This is a genomic window from Streptomyces sp. SM18, assembly GCF_002910775.2.
GTDB lineage: Bacteria > Actinomycetota > Actinomycetes > Streptomycetales > Streptomycetaceae > Streptomyces > Streptomyces halstedii.
This window is the reverse complement of sequence record NZ_CP029342.1, coordinates 6758855-6776077: the sequence shown is the minus strand read 5'-3', so window position 1 is coordinate 6776077 and position 17223 is coordinate 6758855. Positions and strand designations below refer to the sequence as shown.

Genomic DNA, 17223 nt, shown 5'->3' with positions numbered 1-17223 from the left:
GCCCGCGCGGCCGCCCGTACCCCGGCGTCACACCGCGCGGGGAGGGCGCACCCTCCCCGCGCGTCCTCCCGGACGTCAGCTCGGGGCGATCGTCTCCCGCATCGCCCGCAGCGACTCCTTCAGGGACGCCGTGGTGGCGAGGACGGCGGTGGGCTCGTAGCCGCAGTGCGCCATGCAGTTGGCGCAGCGCGGGTCCTTGCCCCGGCCGTACTTCTCCCAGTCGGTCTCCTCGATGAGCTGCCGGTACGTCGGGACGTATCCGTCACTCATCAGGTAGCAGGGCCGCTGCCACCCGAAGAGGGAGTAGTTGGGGATCGCCCAGGCCGTGCACGGGAAGTCGGCCTTGCCCTCCAGGAAGTCCAGGAAGAGCGGCGAGTGGTTGAGCCGCCAGCGGGCCCGGTTGCCTCCCGCGAAGGCCTTTTTGAAGAGCTCGCGGGTCTGCTCGACGCCCAGGAAGTGCTCCTGGTCGGGTGCCTTCTCGTAGGCGTAGGCGGGCGAGATCATCATCTCGTCGACCTTCAGCTCGTCGTTGAGGTAGTTGAGGACCTCGATGACGGTCTGCGGGGTGTCGGTGTTGAAGAAGGTGGAGTTGGTGGTGACCCGGAAGCCGCGCCGCTTGGCCTCCTTCATCGCCGCCACCGCCTCGTCGAAGACGCCTTCCTTGGCGACGGACTCGTCGTGCCGCTCCCGCAGTCCGTCGATGTGCACCGCGAAGGCGAAGTAGGGCGAGGGGGTGAACTTCTCCAGCTTCTTACGCATGAGCATGGCGTTGGTGCAGAGGAAGACGTATTTCTTCTTGGCCACCAACTGACGCACGATCTCATCGATCTGAGGGTGCATCAGGGGTTCGCCGCCGGCGATGGACACCATCGGGGCACCTGATTCGAGCACCGCGCCGACCGCCTGCGCGACCGGCATCCGCTGCTTGAGCACACCGGCCGGGTGCTGGATCTTCCCACAGCCCTCGCACGCCAGATTGCAGGCGAACAAGGGCTCCAGCTCGACGATCAACGGGAACTTGTCCCGCTTGCGGAGCTTCTGTTCGACGAGATACGTCGCAACCTTGATGGACTGACGGAGCGGCATGGCCATCTGGGCTCACCTCCTGGGGAGCAGCAAAGATCGGTGCCATTCGTGAAAAGCCGGAAGGACAGCACGGAGAACGCGGAATGCCGATATTCCACCGCGGACCGTGCCGATGCGGACGAGCTCATGCTCTGGAGCGTCCACGACCACCCGTACGGCCGCAACGGGGCGCGGTCCTGTCCGTACGGCGGTACGAAGCGTGGCGGCGGACTCCATGTCCACCGCGATGGCGCCGGTCGCCCTGAGACCGGCGCGTTCGGTTCCCCGGACGACGTGGTCGGAGCCGGTCAGCGGACCGGTGTGGACGGTGCGTCCGGGCACCGCCCTGACCAGGGCGTCCACCAGCACGCCGGTGCCCGTGCAGGGGGTGGTGCCGCTGTGGTCCCGGGTCTCCTCGGCGACGACGATGTCCCCGGGGTGCATCCCGGGGCCGAGGCCGGCGCAGAATCCGGAGGCCATGACGGCCGCGTCACCCGTGCCGTCGCGGCCGAGCGCGCGCCGGACGGCCGTCTCGGCGGCCTTGGGCCCCATGCCGGTCCGTACGACCGTAGTGGGGCCCGAGGCGCCGCCCGCCCGCCCGGTGCGCAGGGCCAGCAGTTCGATGCCCAGGGCGCAGGCGATCACCAGGGGCGGAGCGGCCGGCGGCCTTCGGGGATCACCCATCGGGTCAGGCCTCCCTGCCGGCGGCCGTGCCCGTAGCGGCGGCGGCGAAGGGCTCGCCGTGCACATAGCGTCCCAGCGCGGTGAGCGGGAACACCTGCCGGTACAGGTGGTAGTTGATGGAGAAGTCCCAGGGGAAGCCGGTCCCGGTGAAGTACGGCTCGTCCCAGGACCCGTCGGCCTGCTGGGTCTCGGCCAGCCAGGTGACGCCCCGCTCCACCACCCTGCTCTCCCGCTCCCCGGCGGCCAGCAGCGCGAGCAGCGCCCAGGCGGTCTGGGAGGCGGTCGAGGCGCCGTGGCCGATCCACTTCTCCTCATGGTAGGACCGCAGGTCCTCGCCCCAGCCGCCGTCGTCGTTCTGGACGGACTCCAGCCAGTTGACGGCCCGTCGGACGGAGGAGTGGGACGCGGGCAGTCCGGCGGTGATCAGCGCGGGCACCACGGAGCCGGTCCCGTAGATGTAGTTGACGCCCCATCGGCCGAACCAGGCTCCGCACTCCTCCTGTTCGTCGAGCAGCCACTGGATGCCCCGGCGGGTACGCGGGTCGGTGGCAAGGCCCTCGACGGCGAGCATCTCCACCACGTGCCCGGTGACGTCCGCGGACGGCGGGTCGATGACCTCGCCGAAGTCGCAGAACGGCAGCCGGTTGGGGAAGGGGCTCGTGTTGTCCGCGTCGAAGGCGCCCCACGCCCCGTCGCGGGACTGCATGCCGAGGTTCCAGCGGACCCCGCGCTCGATGGCGGCGTCGACCAGCGGCTGGTCCGGGTGGCGGACCCGGCGCAGGGCGAGCACGACCTCGGCGGTGTCGTCGATGTCCGGGTAGTTGTCGTTGTGGAACTCGAACGCCCAGCCCCCGGGCGCCAGTTGAGGGCGGCGTACGGACCAGTCTCCGGGCCGTACGATCTCCTCGCCGAGCATCCAGTCCGCCGCCCTCACCAGGGCCGGGTGATCCGGTGGCACCCCGGCGTCGGCGAGCGCGATGGTGGCCAGGCAGGTGTCCCAGACCGGGGACTGGCAGGCCTCGACCATGCGGGAGCCGTCCTCGCGCCAGACGGTGAAGCGGTCGAGCGAGGCGATACCGGCCCGCATCACCGGGTGTTCGAGGTCGTAGCCCAGCAGATGGAGGGCGATGACCGAGTACACCGCGGGCGGCTGGATGCCGCCCCAGCAGCCGTCGTTCTCCTGCCGCTCGATGATCCAGCGGGCCGCCGCGTTCATCGCGACGCGGCGCAGCCGGCGCGGGGCGACCTTGTGGTAGACGTGCAGCGCCTTGTCGAGCCGCTGGAAGACGCCGTCCCAGCTCGCCGCGGGGGCGAGCGGCCGGGGCGGGGCGGGCTGCTCCGGGTCGGTGTGCAGTTCGTCGAGCGCGAACGGGGCGGGGCGCACGGGCCGCTTCGCGGAGACGATGGTGAGCGGCACGATGGTCTGGCGGGCCCAGCAGCCGAAGTCGTAGATGTTGAGCGGGACCCACGAGGGGAAGAACATCAGCTCGGGCGGCAGTTCGGGCAGGTCCTCCCACTTCCACCAGCCGAAGAGGGCCAGCCAGATGCGGGTGAAGACCCGTGAGGCCGCGATGCCGCCCTGCTCCCTGACCCAGCCGGCCGCCCGGAGCATGTGCGGGTCGTCCGGCAGGTCTCCGGCCAACCGGAGTGCGACGTACGCCTCGATGGTGGCGGAGATGTCGGGCGGTCCGCCGTGGAAGGTGTTCCAGGTGCCGTCGCCGAGTTGCTCGCCCCGGATGAAGCGGGCCGCCGCCTGGACGGTCTCCGGGTCCTGGATCCCGAGGAACTGACGGAGCAGCAGGTCCTCGGCGTCCATGGTGACGTTGGTGGCGAGGTCCCCCTTCCACCAGCCTTGTTCGTCCTGCCTGCCGAGGAGGTGCTCCACCGAGCGCCCCGTGGCCCTTCGCGCGGCGGCGAGGACATCGTCCGTGTCGGTAGTCGGTTCGATCGGATCGCCGAACGTGACCGCGCGAAGGTTCGCGGCCCCGGTGCTTCCGTCGGTCGTCGCTGTCATGGCTTCCCCTTCGTGCAGTTGGTCCTCTGCTGTGCTGGGGTCTCCGTCGGCGGGCGCCCTTTGGTGGGCGCCCGCCGGCGACGCGTCATATCTGAATGGTCATCATCTCTTTCGTACGACGACGAAGTCGGCGAGCGCGGTGAGCTGCGTCCGCACCCTTTCCGGCATGTCGACACCGTGCAGGGCCTCGATGGCCACCGCATGCTGACGACGCGCTTCCTGGGCGGTCCACTCGCGGCCGCCCGCCTCCTCGATGAGTGCCGCGCGGGCGGCGAACTCCTCTTCGGAGAAGCTGTCGAAGTCACTGCTCTTGGCGTCGGCGGCGAGCAGTTCACCCAGACGCTCGGAGGCCGGTCCCCCCGCGGCCAGCGCGGCGACGACCGGCAGGGACTTCTTGCGCTGGCGCAGATCGCTCCAGGTCTGCTTGCCCGTGGAATCCGGGTCGCCCCAGATGCCCAGCAGGTCGTCGACGGCCTGGAAGGCGAGGCCGAGGTGGTAGCCGTACGCCTCCAGGATGTCGGCGGTGCGGTCGTTCGCGCCGCCGAGCACGGCGCCGATGGAGACCGCGCAGGCGAGCAGGGCGCCCGTCTTGTTGCCCTCCATCTCCAGGCACTCCTCGACGGTGACCCGCTCGCGGTGCTCGTAGGAGATGTCCTGGGCCTGCCCGTCGATGAGCTTGCGGGTGGCGGTGGTCAGCCGGCGGGCCGCCCGGCCCGCCTCGGCGGTGCCGAGCTCCAGCAGGACCTCGTTGGCCAGGGCGAACAGGGCGTCACCGACCAGGATCGCCTGGGCCGGGCCGTGCACCTTCCATACGGTGTCGCGGTGGCGGCGCTGTTCGTCGCCGTCCATCAGGTCGTCGTGCAGCAGCGAGAAGTTGTGCACGAGTTCGACGGCGACCGCGCCGGGGATCCCGGCCTCCGCCTGAGCGCCGGCCGCCTCGGCGGACAGCAGTGCGAGCGCCGGTCGTACGGCCTTGCCGCCGTCGCCGTCGGCGGGGCGGCCCTGTGCGTCGATCCAGCCGAAGTGGTAGGCGGCGACGGTGTCCATGGGCGGCGCCAGCCGGTCCACCGCGGCTCGCAGTACCGGCGCTGACAGGGCCCTTCCGCGCTCCAGAAGCGCGGTGACGTCCGTGGTGTCCGCCACGGTGTCGAAAGCCGGGTTCGCCGGGGTCACAGACTCTCCTCTTGTTCCGGTGGTACTGCTCATGCCGCCTCCTGCAGCGGATGTCGGTGGGGCCTGCCGAGCACCTGGAGCGCGGCGTCCGCGGCGGTGAACCCGCTGCGGACGGCGCCCTCCATCGTGGCGGGCCAGCCGGTGGCGGTCCACGCGCCGGCGAGGTGGAGCCCGGGGGCACGGGTGTGCGCGCCCGGCCTCAGGCGTCCCACCCCGGGAGCGGGCGCGAAGGTCGCCGTGCGCTCGCGGGTGACGAAGAAGTCCCGGATCCCCGCGCCCCGGGCGGCCGGAAGGAGCCGCTCCAGTTCGGGCAGATAGCGGGCGCGCAGTTCCGCGACCGGCAGGTCGATCTCGTCCTGCGCCGCGGACTGGGAGACCGCGAGGTACTGGCCCGCGCCCTGGAGCCCGGAGGAGGCGGTGCGGTCGAAGACCCACTGGACGGGCGAGCCGAGCGCGGCGAAGAACGGCCTGCGCAGCACCTTGCGGTCGTAGATCACATGGACGTTCAGGATGGGCGAGTCGGTCATCTCCAGCAGCCGGCCCGGGTTCTCCAGGGCGCCCTCGGGCAGCAGCGCGTGGGCCTGCCCCTGCGGGACGGCGAGGACGACGTTGTCCGCCTCGAAGCGCTCGCCGTCGGTGTCCACCGCCCAGCGGCCGTCCTCGGTGCGGGTCAGACCGGTGGCCCGGCTGCGCACCCGGACGTCCACCCCGGCGGATTCGAGGGCCTTGCGGGCGAGCGTGTCGTGGAGGTCGCCGAGCGGTACGGCGGCCCAGCCGATGTCGGCGGCGCCCGGGTCGGAGAGCAGCCCCGTCTTGAAGACCATGGCGGCGAGCGCCATGGAGGCGTCCGGTGCCCTGGCGTTGAGCGTGGCGACGCCGACGAGGTCCCAGAGGGCCGCGAGGGTGCGGTCGGACTGGCCGTGGCGGCGCAGCCAGGTCGCGAAGTCGATGCCGTCGAGCGCCGGATCGGCGGGGTCCAGGCGGCCCAGGGCCAGGGCGGCGCGGGCGACACCCGCCTTCTCGGCGAGCGAGAGGTGCGGGTAGGCGGCGAGTCCGCCGGCCAGATGCAGCGGTACGGGCAGCCCGCCGCGGCGCAGCCGTCCGAGCCGGGGTCCGCCGGAGCGCCCGACGTCCAGGACGGGCACGTCGAGACGGGTCTGCAACGGGGCGAGGGCGGTGCCCTCGACGCGGTCCAGGAACCACCGGTAGGCGGTGCAGCACCGCAGGTAGACGTGCTGCCCGTTGTCCACGGACAGGTCGCCGCGGCGGAAGGAGAAGGCCAGCCCGCCCAGCCGGGGGCGTCCTTCGAGCAGGGTCACCCGGACACCGGCGTCGGCGAGGCGGAGGGCGCCGGTGACTCCGGCGAGTCCGCCGCCGACGACCACCGCCCTGGAGGGGTGCGGGGTCCGGCCGTTCATCCGTCTCCCTTTCGCAGTGTCGTCGCGGTCAGGGACGCACGGGCCGGGCGCGGGGTTGCCCGCTCCGCCCCGCCGTCCGGCAGGAGGATACGCCCCGTCACCGGCTCCGCCCCCTGGTCGTACGGCGCGAGATGTGACGCGCGTCGAGACCCGAGAGCCCGCGGACCGCGACATAGGCCTTCTCGTGGCCAGGCAGCGAGACCCGTCCGCGCAGGACGGCCTCGGGGTCGCGCTCGATGCGGTCCAGGAGGCGGCGGTAGATGCCGGCCATCGCGGCCACGCACGCTCCGCTGCGCCGGTCGAGCATGGGCAGCAGCCGGTAGCCCTCGGCGAACAGGGCGCGGGCCCGCCGGACCTCGAAGTGCACCAGTCCGGCGAAGTCGGAGCCGGGGGGCGGGGTGGCCCGGTGGAAGCCCGCGGAGCAGCCGAACTTGGCGAGGTCGTCGGCGGGCAGGTAGGTGCGGCCGTTGCCCGCGTCCTCCCTGACGTCGCGCAGGATGTTGGTGAGCTGGAGGGCGAGGCCGAGGGTGTCGGCGTACTCGGCGGCGCGGTCGGCGCCCGGTACGCCCGGTGCCGTCCCGAAGACGCCGAGGCTCAGCCGCCCGATGGCTCCCGCGACGCACCGGCAGTAGGTCTTCAGGTCGTCCCAGGTCTCGTAGTGCTCGCCGCGCACGTCCATCAGGACGCCGTCGATCAGCTCGTCGAGGCCGCCGAGCGGCAGCGGGAACCGGCGGGCCGCGTCGGCGAGCGCGACGGCCACCGGGTCGGTGTCGTCCTCGTCGACGGCGCCGTGCCGGACCCGGTCGAGCAGCGCGCGGGTGCCCTCCAGCCGGGACCGCTTGGTCTCCGGCTCCAGTACCCCGTCGCCGATGTCGTCGACCCGACGGGAGAAGGCGTACAACGCCGACATGGCCTGCCGCTTCTCGTACGGCAGGAGCCTGATGCCGTACGCGAAGTTGCGGGCCTGCTGTCCGGTGACGGCCTCGCAGTAGCTGTACGCGGCCTGTACCGGTGCCGACATGTACGTCGTCTGTCCCTCCACGGTCCGGCTCACCTCTCTCTGTGCGCTCTTCGCAGGACTGCTCCCACGTCGCGCAGCAGTCGGGGCGCGGTGGGCTTGGGCGGTCCGGGCAGTACGTCGAAACCGGCGGCCGAGACGGCGCCAAGGGCGGCCCGGCCCCCGCCGACGAATCCCGCGAGCAGCAGTCTGAGTCTGCCGTGGACGCTGCCCACCAGTGCGGTGCCCTCGTCCAGCAGCTCGTGGGCGCGCTGCGCCTCGAAGGCGATCAGGGCGCGCAGCGAGGCTCCCGCGCTGGGCAGGGCGAGGTCGTCCTCGCCGACGTGGAAGCGGGCCATGTCCTCGGCGGGCAGGTAGATCCGGTCCCGGGCGAGGTCCTCGGCGACGTCCTGGAGGTGCTCGACGATCTGCAGCGCGGTGCACACGGCGTCGGAGCGGCGGACGCGCTCGGGGCTGGCGGTGCCGGTGATCTGGAGGACGAGGCGGCCGACGGGGTTGGCGGACAGCTCGCAGTAGGCCAGGAGCTCCTCGTAGGTGGCGTAGCGGCGGACCTTCTGGTCCTGCCGGTTGGCCTCGACGAGCCCGAGGAAGGGGTCGGGGGTGAGCGCGCAGCGCCGCACGGTGGGGCGCAGGGCGCGCAGCAGGGGGTGGCGCGGGCCGTCGCCGGTGGTCGCGAAGACGCGGTGCAGGTCGGCCTCGAACGCGTCGAGCAGGGCGAGCCGGTCCTCGTCGCCTCCGGCCTCCACGCCGAGGTGGCGGGCGTCGGCGCCGCCGGGCGCGAGATCGCCGTCGCCGATGTCGTCGACGAGCCGGGCGAAGCCGTACACGGCCATGAGGTCGTCGCGCCAGGCCTGCGGCAGGAAGAAGGGGGCGACGGGGAAGTTCTCGTCGGCGGCCTTGCCGAGGGTGCCGGTCGCGGCGGCGTCGGTGTACGCCTTCGGGGTACGGGTCACCGCGTACCGCCCGACGCGGGGACGGCGAAACCACGTCGGAGCTGGAGATTTCCCATCATTGCCGTCATATCTCCCGTTCTACACTGCCGACCCAAAACATCCCTTTTCGGACACGCCGCTCACACTCTCCTGTGCGACGGACAGAGACGATCGATACACCGGGGCGTATCACCACGAAACGGCCGCGAATCAGCACCGGTACAGCTTACGTTGTACAACTCGCACCGGGGCGCCGGGGTGCGGCGCGCCCCGGTACAACGCCGCCCGCCCCGCCAACCTTCCCCGTAACGACCGCGATTGGCGTCATCCGCCGGAAGGAGATGTCCCAGGTGCCTCTGCCGCATCCGCCGTATCCGCGGCCACACGCCGTGGCCCCCGCCGGGGGTTCCTCTCCGGCGGGGGCCACGGACACGTGGAGACTACTTGCCGGTCTCCCGCTCGTAGGCCTTGAGCACCTCGTCGGTGGAGCCGTCCATCAGGAGCTCGCCCTTCTCCAGCCACAGCACCCGGTCGCAGGTGTCCCGGATCGTCTTGTTGTTGTGGCTGACGAGGAAGACCGTGCCGGCCTCCTTGCGCAGCTCGCGGATCCGCTCCTCGGAGCGCACCCGGAACTTGCGGTCACCGGTGGCCAGCGCCTCGTCGATCATGAGCACGTCGTGGTTCTTGGCCGCCGCGATGGAGAAGCGCAGCCGGGCCGCCATGCCGGAGGAGTACGTCCGCATGGGCAGCGTGATGAAGTCGCCCTTCTCGTTGATCCCGGAGAAGTCGACGATCTTCTGGTAGCGGGAGCGGATCTCCTCGCGGCTCATGCCCATCGCGAGTCCGCCCAGCACGACGTTGCGCTCGCCGGTCAGGTCACTCATCAGGGCGGCGTTGACACCCAGCAGGGACGGCTGGCCGTCCGTGTAGACCTTGCCGCTCTCCGGCGGGAGGAGTCCGGCGATGGCCCGCAGCAGGGTGGACTTGCCGGAGCCGTTGGTCCCGATGAGCCCGATCGCCTGGCCCCGGTAGGCGGTGAAGGAGACCCCGCGCACCGCGTGCACCTTGCGTACGCCGCGCGGCTCCCCCTTGCCCCGGCGCAGGATCCGGCTCAGCGCCGCGGTGGCGCTGCCCTTGCCGCCGCCCGTGCCGTTGACGCGGTACACGATGTGCACGTCGTCGGCGATCACGGTCGGGATGTGTCCCTTGGACGATTCCTCAGCCACGGCCGTACCGTTCCTCTGCCTTCCAGAAGTACACGAAGCCCACGACGCCCACCACGACCGCCCAGGCGAGCGCGACGGCCCACACGTGGTCCGGCAGGTTCTCCGAGCCGTAGCCGTCGATCAGGGCGAAGCGGACCAGGTCCATGTAGATGGCCGCCGGGTTGTACTGGAGCACGTCCGCGATCCACCGCGGCTTGTCCGCCAGCATCACGGGGATGGAGTACATGACGCCCGAGGCGTACATCCAGGTCCGCATGATGAACGGCATCAGCTGGGCGAGGTCAGGGGTCTTGCTGCCCAGCCTCGCCATGATCAGCGCGAGTCCGCTGTTGAACAGGAACTGCATGGCCAGCGCGGGCAGGACCAGCAGCCAGGACAGCGCCGGATAGCTGCCGAAGCCGACCGCGATCGCCAGCAGCACGATCATCGAGAACATCAGCTGCTGGAGCTGCTGGAGCGAGAACGAGATCGGCAGGGAGGCGCGCGGGAAGTGCAGGGCGCGGACCAGGCCGATGTTGCCGGAGATCGACTTCACCCCCGCCATGACCGAGCTCTGGGTGAAGGTGAAGACGAAGACGCCGGTCACCAGGAAAGGGATGAAGACCTCCTGGGTCATCCCCCTCCTGGTGCCCAGGATCAGGCCGAAGATCAGGAAGTAGACCAGGGCGTTCAGCAGCGGTGTGACCACCTGCCACACCTGGCCGAGCTTGGCCTGGCTGTACTGCGCCGTCAGCTTGGCCCGGGAGAAGGCCAGGATGAAGTGCCGGCGGCCCCAGAGCTGCCGGATGTACGCGAGGAGTCCGGGCCTGGCACCGCTCACGGCCAGGCCGTACTTGGCGGCCAGCTGGGACGCGCTCAGCCCGTCGTCGGCGGACGGCGGGGCGCTCAGGGCGAGCCCGCCGTCTTGGGTCGTGTCACTCACAAGTCAGAACTCTCGTCTTCACAGTGCGCGGCGCGAGCGGGCGCGGCCAGGGCGGACAGGGGTCCCCGTACATATGTCTACGGCTCATGTTCTCAGAGGAGAGCCTCTCAGATCACGGGTGGTCGGCCCAGTCTGGTCAGCCGCCATACCGTACGCCACCTCATGGGACGCCGCGGCCCGCAGGGCTTGGTCCAGCCCTCCCGGAAGCCGCCGAACCACGCCTTCAGGGCCGGTGCCGAGGGCCTGCGCACCAGCGTGAGCAGCAGCCAGACCCCGACGTAGAGGGGCACCAGCGGCGCGGGCAGGTTCCGGCGGGCGAGCCAGACCCGGTTGCGGGCCACCATGCGGTGGTAGACCGCGTGCCGGGAGGGCGCGGTGGTGGGGTGGTTGAGGACCATGTCCGCGCGATAGTCGATCATCCAGCCGGCGTCGAGGGCCCGCCAGGCGAGGTCGGTCTCCTCGTGCGCGTAGAAGAAGTCACCGGGGAGCCCCCCGACCTCGGCGAGCACCTGGGTGCGGACCGCGTTGGCCCCGCCGAGGAAGGTCGTCACCCTCGACGAGCGCATCGGGTCGGAGGCCCGCAGCCGCGGCACGTGCCGGCGCTGGGTGATCCCGGTGTCCGGGTCGGCGATGCGGAAGGTGATGATGCCCAGCTCAGGATCCGCGTCGAACGCCCGCCGGCACAGCTCGGCGGTGTCGGTGTTCGCCAGGAGCCCGTCGTCGTCGAGGAAGAGCAGCCCGTCCACGTCCGAGCCGGACGGGCCGAAGGCCTCGATACCGACGTTGCGGCCGCCCGGGATGCCCAGGTTCTCGGGCAGCTCCACCGTCCGTACGCCCTCGGGGACGTCGGGGACCGGGGCACCGTTGCCGACGACGACCACCTCGACCCGGTCGCCGTCCTGCCGGGCGACCGAGTCGAGGAGGGCGCGCAGTTCGTCGGGGCGGTTGCCCATGGTGATGATGACCGCGCCGAGTTTCATGGAGGAGCTCACTTCAGCCTGCTGGACGCCAGGATCGAGACGAGGTGCAGGACGGTCTGGAGAAGGGCGATGCCGGCCAGCACCGCGACCGCGAGACGGGTGAAGAACAGGTCGTCCCTGACCATGTCCACGACGGCGGCGGCCAGGATGACCAGCGAGGCCTCGACGCCCAGGATCAGCCGGTGGAACTTGAGCGCCCCGGCGGCCCGGCGGGCGAACGCCATGCCGGAGGAGCGGGGCTCGGAGGCGGCCTCCTTGACCGGCGGCAGCCCGCCCTGGTGGCGCGCGACGCCGACGAGGTCGGTCTCGGCCTTGATCAGGATCGCGCCGAGCGCGGCGAGCGTGCCCAGGAACGCCCACAGCCAGTCGATGCGGCCGCTGCCCCACAGGTCGGCGGCGCGCAGCCCGAGGCCGACCAGCACGGCCGCGTCGCACAGGTAGGCGCCGACCCGGTCCAGGTAGACCCCGCCCAGGGAGAACTGCTTCTTCCAGCGGGCCACCTCGCCGTCGACGCAGTCGAGCAGCAGGTAGAGCTGGACCATGAGCACACCGAGCAGGGCCCCCCAGACGCCGGGGACCAGCAGCGCGGGCGCGGCGAGCACACCCGCGACGGTCATCACATAGGTCAGCTGGTTGGGCGTGATCCTGGTGTTCACCAGGTGCCGGTCGATGCGCAGCGAGATCTCGCGCATGTAGAGACGGCCCGCCCAGTGCTCCCCGCTGCGCCGGTCCTTCACGCCCGCGGGGTGCACGACCGGCCGGAGTTCAGCTATGGATGGCTTGTGCATAGTCGGCGTACGCGTCCCTGATCTGGTCGGTGGACAGGTTGAGGTGTTCCAGGATCGTGAAACGTCCCGGGCGCGTCTGCGGCGCGTACTCCACGGCCCGGACGAACTCGTCGGCACTGAAGCCGATCTCTTCGGCCAGGACGGGCAGCCCGTGCCCGCGCAGGACGGACGCCATGTGCCGCGACTCCTCGCGGGCGCCCCGCAGGTGCATGGCGAAGCAGGCACCGAGGCTGACCTGTTCGCCGTGGCTGGCGGCCCGCTTCGGGTACAGCAGGTCGAAGGCGTGGTTGATCTCGTGGCAGCCGCCGGAGGCGGGACGGGAGTCCCCGGCGATCGACATCGAGATGCCGGTCAGGACCAGTCCCTCGGCCAGCACCTTGAGGAAGGCGTCGTCACCCACTCCTCCGGGGTGGCGCAGCACGGCCTCGCCGGCCTGCCGGGCCATGGCGGCCGCGAGCCCGTCGATGTCCTCGCCGCGCACCTCGTGGGCGAGTTCCCAGTCGGCGACGCAGGAGATGTTGGACACTGCGTCGCCGATGCCGGAGCGCACGTAGCGGGCGGGGGCCTCCCGGATCACGTCGAGGTCGATGACCACGGCGATCGGGGTGGGGACGCCGTAGGAGCCGCGTCCGTTGTCGTTGTCCAGGGTCGCGACCGGGGAGCAGAGGCCGTCGTGGGAGAGGTTCGTCGCGACGGCGACCATGGGCAGGCCCACGCGCGCCGCGGCGTACTTCGCCACGTCGATGATCTTGCCGCCGCCGAGGCCGACGACGGCGTCGTACCGGTTGCCCTTGATGCCGTCGGCGAGCCGCACCGCGGCGTCTATCGTGCCGTTGCCGACCGGGTACCAGTCGGCGCCCGCCAGCGCCGGGGCGAGGCGTTCGCGCAGCACCCGTCCCGACCCCTCGCTGATCGCGACGGCGAGCTTTCCGGAGGCGGAGATCCGCTGGTCGGCCAGGAGGCCGGCCAGGTCGTCCAGGGCGCCGGGCCGGATGTCCACGACGACCGGGGAGGGGATGAGGCGGGTCAGTACCGGCACGCGATCTCCCTGCCGCGGGCCAGGTCGTCGTGGTTGTCGATCTCGACCCAGGTGACCTCGCCGATGGGCGCGACGTCCACGGTGAAGCCGCGGTCGACGAGCTCCTGGTAGCCGTCCTCGTAGTACAGGTCGGGGTCCCGCTCGAAGGTGGTCTTCAGCGCGTCGGCGAGCTCCTCGGCCGCCTCCGGCTCGATCAGCGTCACGCCGATGTACTCGCCGGTCGCGGTGGCGGGGTCCATCAGCTTGGTGATGCGCCGCACGCCCCGGCCGTCCTCGGTGACGACCTTCATCTCCTCGTCGGCGAGGTTCTTCACGGTGTCCAGGGCGAGGATGATCTTCCGGCCCTCGCCGCGCGCGTCCAGGAGGGTCCTCTCGACGGAGACCGGGTGCACGGTGTCGCCGTTGGCGAGGATGACGCCCTGCTTGAGGACGTCACGGGCGCACCACAGGGAGTAGGCGTTGTTCCACTCCTCGGCCTTGTCGTTGTCGATGAGCGTCAGCTTCACGCCGTACGTGGCCTCGAACTCGGCCTTGCGGGCGTAGACCGCCTCCTTGCGGTAGCCGACGACGACCGCGACCTCGGTGAGACCGACCTCGGCGAAGTTCGCCAGCGTCAGGTCCAGGACCGTCTTCTCCCCGTCCACGGGCACCAGGGCCTTGGGCAGTGTGTCCGTATAGGGACGCAGACGGCGTCCGGCACCTGCTGCCAGTACGAGGCCGATCATGCGAGTTCTCCTTCGTCGTGTACGGCGGGGGCCGAGGAGGACACCCAGAAGCGGATGGACTCCACGAGCACCACGAGAGCCACGGCGACCGCGAGCACGGTGAGCGCCGTGGTGAAATCTGAGCCGGCGGTGAGCAGGGCCGCGAGCAGGGCCACGACGAGGGTCCGGCCCTCGTGGCCGCCGACGGCGCGCACCAGCCACCGCGGCGGGGCACCGGTACCGCCCCGGATGCGGTAGACCGTGTCGTAGTGATGGTAGGCGACGGCCGAGACCAGCCCGAACGCCGCCGGAACCGCGTGCGGGCTGTCGCTGCGGGCCGCGAGCACCAGGATCACGCAGTACTCCGCGGCCCGGAAGGCGGGGGGGACGAGCCAGTCGAGCGCGCCGCCCAGCGGACGGGAGACCGCGAGGCCGCCGAGGACGGCGTACAGGACGGCGGCGCCGACGGTGAGCCATCCGCCGAAGGGCGCGAAGAGGGCCGCCGCGACCATCAGCGCCGCGGCGAGGAGCGCCAGCAGCGGGGCGGTGAAGCCGCCGCCGGGGCGCCTGAGCACCGCGGCGACCGCCTGGGCGAGGGGTCCGGAGTCGGCGAGGTCGGCCAGGGCCCGCATGGCGCGGTCGGTGCGCCGGGCCTTGCGGGTCAGCGAGCGCAGCAGCCGGCCCGCCGTGGTGTAGCAGGCGGCCAGCGCGCAGCCCACCAGCAGGGCGTAGAAGACGATCCGGGGCGTGGTGAGCGCGGTCAGCACCGCGATCATGGCCCAGCGTTCACCGATCGGCAGGACTATCATCCGGCGCGCCCAGACGGTCCAGCCGACGCTGTCGAGCCGGTCGGAGAGGGCGGCGGTGGGGCTGGTGTTGGAGACCGCGTCGTGGTTGGCCTCGTTGAAGGAGAAGTCCACGACGTGGCGGCAGGCCTGGAGGACCATCGCCCCCAGCGCGAGGACCCATACGTCGTCGCCGCCGCGCGCCGCGCCGAGGGCGAGGCCCGCGTAGTAGGCGTACTCCTTGGCCCGGTCGAAGGTGGCGTCCAGCCAGGCGCCCATCGTGGAGTACTGGAGCGAGTAGCGGGCGAGCTGCCCGTCGGTGCAGTCCAGGACGAACGACAGGAGCAGCAGCACCCCGGCCGCGACGTAACCGCCGCGGGTGCCGGTCGCCGCGCTGCCCGCCGCGATCAGGGCGGTGATCAGCGAGGCGGTGGTGACCTGGTTGGGGGTGAGGCCCCGGCGGGCGCACCAGCGCGCGAGGTAACGGGAGTAGGGGCTGATGCAGAAGGTGGTGAAGAAGCCGTCGTGGGCCTTGACCGCGCTGCGCAGCCGGACCGCCTCGTCGTCGACGGCGGCCACGGAGGTCCGTGCGGCGACCCGCTCCTCGGGGCCGGTGGGCACCGCGGCGGTGAGCGATCCGAGCTCGGGACGCTGTACGCGGATGCCCTCGGCGTCAAGGGCCGTGGCCAGCCGGCCGGGGACCGTACGGTCCTCGGTGCCGGCCACCTCCCCGGCTCCGGGAGGCGCCACGGGGCTGCCGGCGCCGACGGCGGCCACGGTCCGGCGCAGGGCGCGGAGCAGCGCGCCGCGGGCCGCGGGCCGCGCGGTGAGGGCACCGGGGACGGCGGCGGCGTCGAACCGGGGGTCGGTCAGTCCGAGCCTGAGGGCGTGGAGGTGGCCGATGAAGCGGGGATCCACCAGGGCGACGCGCTGGTCGGTGGGGACGGTGGCGAGCAGCTCGGCGGCCTGGGTGGCGTCGGTGGCTGCGGTCACGTCGAAGCCGAGGGACCGCAGATCGTCCGCGAGCGACGATCCGGGTACCGGTGCACCGGTGAGGATGGCGGTCGACAGACGAACTCACTCCTTGGCGGTGACGGGAACGGCGCGCGACTGTACGGCCCCGAGGCGGGGGCCGGCGGCTCGTCGGCTGAGGCTATCGGATGAACGGAAGACCGAGTTCACCGCCCGTTTGTGCTTCGTTCGGGTGAAGTGGCCATCCTTGTTCGAGTGAAGCGGCCATCCTGCGGCGCGTTCGCGATCATCATCGTGGATCACCGCCCCGTCCTACAAACCGCGCGCTCCCCCGGGGCCCCGCGCCCGGGGCGATCCTGGGCATCGGGGGCGAAAGCCTAAGCTGACGCCCATGACATGGCTGATCACAGGCGGGGCGGGATACATCGGGGCGCACGTGGCGAGGGCCATGGCGGGGGCCGGGGAGCGGGTCGTCGTCCTCGACGACGTCTCCACGGGCGACGCGGGGCGGCTGGACGAGGGCGTCACCCTGGTCCGGGGCTCGGCGGCGGACCGCGGGCTGCTGGACCGGGTGCTGACCGGGCACGGTGTCACGGGGGTGGTGCACCTCGCGGCGAAGAAGCAGGTCGGCGAGTCCGTGGAGGACCCGCTGCTGTACTACCGGGAGAATGTGGGCGGGCTCACCGTCCTGCTGGAGGCGGTGGTGGCGGCCGGGGTGCGGCGCTTCCTCTTCTCGTCGTCGGCGGCGGTGTACGGCGTCCCCGACGTCGAGCGGATCACGGAGCTGACCCCGTGCGCCCCGATCAACCCCTACGGCGAGACCAAGCTCGCCGGGGAGTGGCTGGTGCGGGCGACCGGGCGGGCGCACGGTCTGACCACGGCGTGCCTGCGGTACTTCAACGTGGCGGGGGCGGCCGAGCCCCGGCTCTCGGACACCGGGGTCCACAACGTCGTGCCGATGTTCTTCGACCGGCTCACCCGGGGTCAGGCGCCACTCATCTTCGGTGACGACTACCCGACCCCGGACGGCACCTGCGTCCGCGACTACATCCATGTCGCCGACCTCGCCGACGCGCACCTGGCGGTGGCCGGGAGCCTGGCCTCCCGGGGGGCCGGCGAGGACCTGACGGTGAACGTCGGCCGCGGCGAGGGCGTGTCCGTGCGCGAGCTGGCGGTGCTGGTGGGCGAGGTCACCGGCCGGCCCGTCGAGCCCGAGACCGGACCGCGCCGCCCCGGTGACGCGCCCCGGGCGGTCGCGTCGGCGGAGCGGATGACACGGGAGCTGGGATGGACGGCGCGGCTCGGCGTGCGGGACATGGTCGAGTCGGCCTGGGAGGGCTGGTGCCTGCGCCACCCGGACGCCCGAACACGCTGACGACCGCGCCCGCACCGCGTGGACCTGCGAACATTTGCGCAGGTCAGGGCACATGACAACGGTGTTCAGTGCCGTGTTGCCGGATACCCCCTCCCCGTAGTTCACTGGCCGCGTCGGGCGGTGGGCGC

General features: G+C 71.8%; 15 protein-coding genes. 1 reads left to right on the top strand and 14 read right to left on the bottom strand.

Going from position 1 to position 17223, the window contains the following annotated elements:
* Positions 1-75 precede the first annotated feature (75 nt).
* From hpnH to B9S64_RS30000, 14 genes are all read right to left on the bottom strand, one after another.
* Entirely contained in the window at positions 76-1092 is a 1017-nt protein-coding gene (gene hpnH, locus B9S64_RS30065; protein ID WP_028440785.1) for an adenosyl-hopene transferase HpnH, read from the bottom strand.
* Between the two features lie 6 nt (positions 1093-1098).
* Positions 1099-1749 (bottom strand): 1-hydroxy-2-methyl-2-butenyl 4-diphosphate reductase, encoded by a 651-nt coding sequence (locus B9S64_RS30060; RefSeq protein WP_103493240.1) that lies wholly within the window; start codon positions 1747-1749, stop codon positions 1099-1101.
* A 4-nt stretch (positions 1750-1753) separates the two neighbouring features.
* Entirely contained in the window at positions 1754-3763 is a 2010-nt protein-coding gene (shc, locus tag B9S64_RS30055; RefSeq protein WP_103493241.1) for a squalene--hopene cyclase, read from the bottom strand.
* Between the two features lie 102 nt (positions 3764-3865).
* The gene (locus tag B9S64_RS30050; RefSeq protein WP_103493242.1) at positions 3866-4969 is read right to left on the bottom strand and encodes a polyprenyl synthetase family protein; all 1104 of its coding nucleotides are present in this window, start codon (positions 4967-4969) and stop codon (positions 3866-3868) included.
* The gene (gene hpnE / locus B9S64_RS30045) at positions 4966-6354 is read right to left on the bottom strand and encodes a hydroxysqualene dehydroxylase HpnE (protein ID WP_103493243.1); all 1389 of its coding nucleotides are present in this window, start codon (positions 6352-6354) and stop codon (positions 4966-4968) included. The genes B9S64_RS30050 and hpnE overlap by 4 nt, the downstream gene beginning before the upstream one ends.
* Before the next feature lie 97 nt (positions 6355-6451).
* Positions 6452-7375 carry a presqualene diphosphate synthase HpnD gene (gene hpnD, locus B9S64_RS30040; protein WP_181012420.1) on the bottom strand — a complete coding sequence of 308 codons (924 nt, stop codon included), beginning with the start codon at positions 7373-7375 and terminating at the stop codon, positions 6452-6454.
* 29 nt (positions 7376-7404) lie between these two features.
* Positions 7405-8325 (bottom strand): squalene synthase HpnC, encoded by a 921-nt coding sequence (gene hpnC, locus B9S64_RS30035; protein WP_103493245.1) that lies wholly within the window; start codon positions 8323-8325, stop codon positions 7405-7407.
* A 419-nt stretch (positions 8326-8744) separates the two neighbouring features.
* Positions 8745-9530 carry an ABC transporter ATP-binding protein gene (locus B9S64_RS30030; RefSeq protein ID WP_028440792.1) on the bottom strand — a complete coding sequence of 262 codons (786 nt, stop codon included), beginning with the start codon at positions 9528-9530 and terminating at the stop codon, positions 8745-8747.
* Complete coding sequence (locus B9S64_RS30025) at positions 9523-10452, bottom strand: ABC transporter permease (RefSeq protein WP_103493246.1); 930 nt, start codon at positions 10450-10452, stop codon at positions 9523-9525. Before B9S64_RS30025 ends, B9S64_RS30030 begins: the two co-directional genes overlap by 8 nt.
* Positions 10453-10559: 107 nt before the next feature.
* Positions 10560-11432 carry a glycosyltransferase gene (locus tag B9S64_RS30020; RefSeq protein WP_203631742.1) on the bottom strand — a complete coding sequence of 291 codons (873 nt, stop codon included), beginning with the start codon at positions 11430-11432 and terminating at the stop codon, positions 10560-10562.
* A gap of 8 nt (positions 11433-11440) precedes the next feature.
* Complete coding sequence (locus B9S64_RS30015) at positions 11441-12220, bottom strand: CDP-alcohol phosphatidyltransferase family protein (RefSeq protein ID WP_103493248.1); 780 nt, start codon at positions 12218-12220, stop codon at positions 11441-11443.
* Positions 12198-13259, bottom strand: coding sequence for an iron-containing alcohol dehydrogenase family protein (locus tag B9S64_RS30010; RefSeq protein ID WP_028440796.1), 1062 nt, complete (start codon positions 13257-13259; stop codon positions 12198-12200). Before B9S64_RS30010 ends, B9S64_RS30015 begins: the two co-directional genes overlap by 23 nt.
* A complete protein-coding gene (locus tag B9S64_RS30005) occupies positions 13247-13984 on the bottom strand; it encodes a sugar phosphate nucleotidyltransferase (protein WP_103493249.1) in 738 nt (245 codons plus the stop codon). Before B9S64_RS30005 ends, B9S64_RS30010 begins: the two co-directional genes overlap by 13 nt.
* Complete coding sequence (locus tag B9S64_RS30000; protein WP_109492179.1) at positions 13981-15741, bottom strand: DUF5941 domain-containing protein; 1761 nt, start codon at positions 15739-15741, stop codon at positions 13981-13983. Before B9S64_RS30000 ends, B9S64_RS30005 begins: the two co-directional genes overlap by 4 nt.
* Positions 15742-16111: 370 nt before the next feature.
* Between B9S64_RS30000 and galE the strand changes: the two genes are divergently transcribed.
* Entirely contained in the window at positions 16112-17095 is a 984-nt protein-coding gene (gene galE, locus B9S64_RS29995; RefSeq protein ID WP_103489841.1) for a UDP-glucose 4-epimerase GalE, read from the top strand.
* Positions 17096-17223 lie beyond the last annotated feature (128 nt).

Excerpts from the sequence above, each read along its gene's own strand:
- hpnD (WP_181012420.1), bottom strand. The coding sequence starts at position 7,375 with ATGTCGGCACCGGTACAGGCCGCGTACAGCTACTGCGAGGCCGTCACC.
- hpnH (WP_028440785.1), bottom strand. The coding sequence starts at position 1,092 with ATGGCCATGCCGCTCCGTCAGTCCATCAAGGTTGCGACGTATCTCGTC.
- B9S64_RS30050 (WP_103493242.1), bottom strand. The coding sequence starts at position 4,969 with ATGAGCAGTACCACCGGAACAAGAGGAGAGTCTGTGACCCCGGCGAAC.
- B9S64_RS30020 (WP_203631742.1), bottom strand. The coding sequence starts at position 11,432 with ATGAAACTCGGCGCGGTCATCATCACCATGGGCAACCGCCCCGACGAA.
- B9S64_RS30015 (WP_103493248.1), bottom strand. The coding sequence starts at position 12,220 with ATGCACAAGCCATCCATAGCTGAACTCCGGCCGGTCGTGCACCCCGCG.
- B9S64_RS30005 (WP_103493249.1), bottom strand. The coding sequence starts at position 13,984 with ATGATCGGCCTCGTACTGGCAGCAGGTGCCGGACGCCGTCTGCGTCCC.
- shc (WP_103493241.1), bottom strand. The coding sequence starts at position 3,763 with ATGACAGCGACGACCGACGGAAGCACCGGGGCCGCGAACCTTCGCGCG.
- galE (WP_103489841.1), top strand. The coding sequence starts at position 16,112 with ATGACATGGCTGATCACAGGCGGGGCGGGATACATCGGGGCGCACGTG.
- B9S64_RS30060 (WP_103493240.1), bottom strand. The coding sequence starts at position 1,749 with ATGGGTGATCCCCGAAGGCCGCCGGCCGCTCCGCCCCTGGTGATCGCC.
- hpnE (WP_103493243.1), bottom strand. The coding sequence starts at position 6,354 with ATGAACGGCCGGACCCCGCACCCCTCCAGGGCGGTGGTCGTCGGCGGC.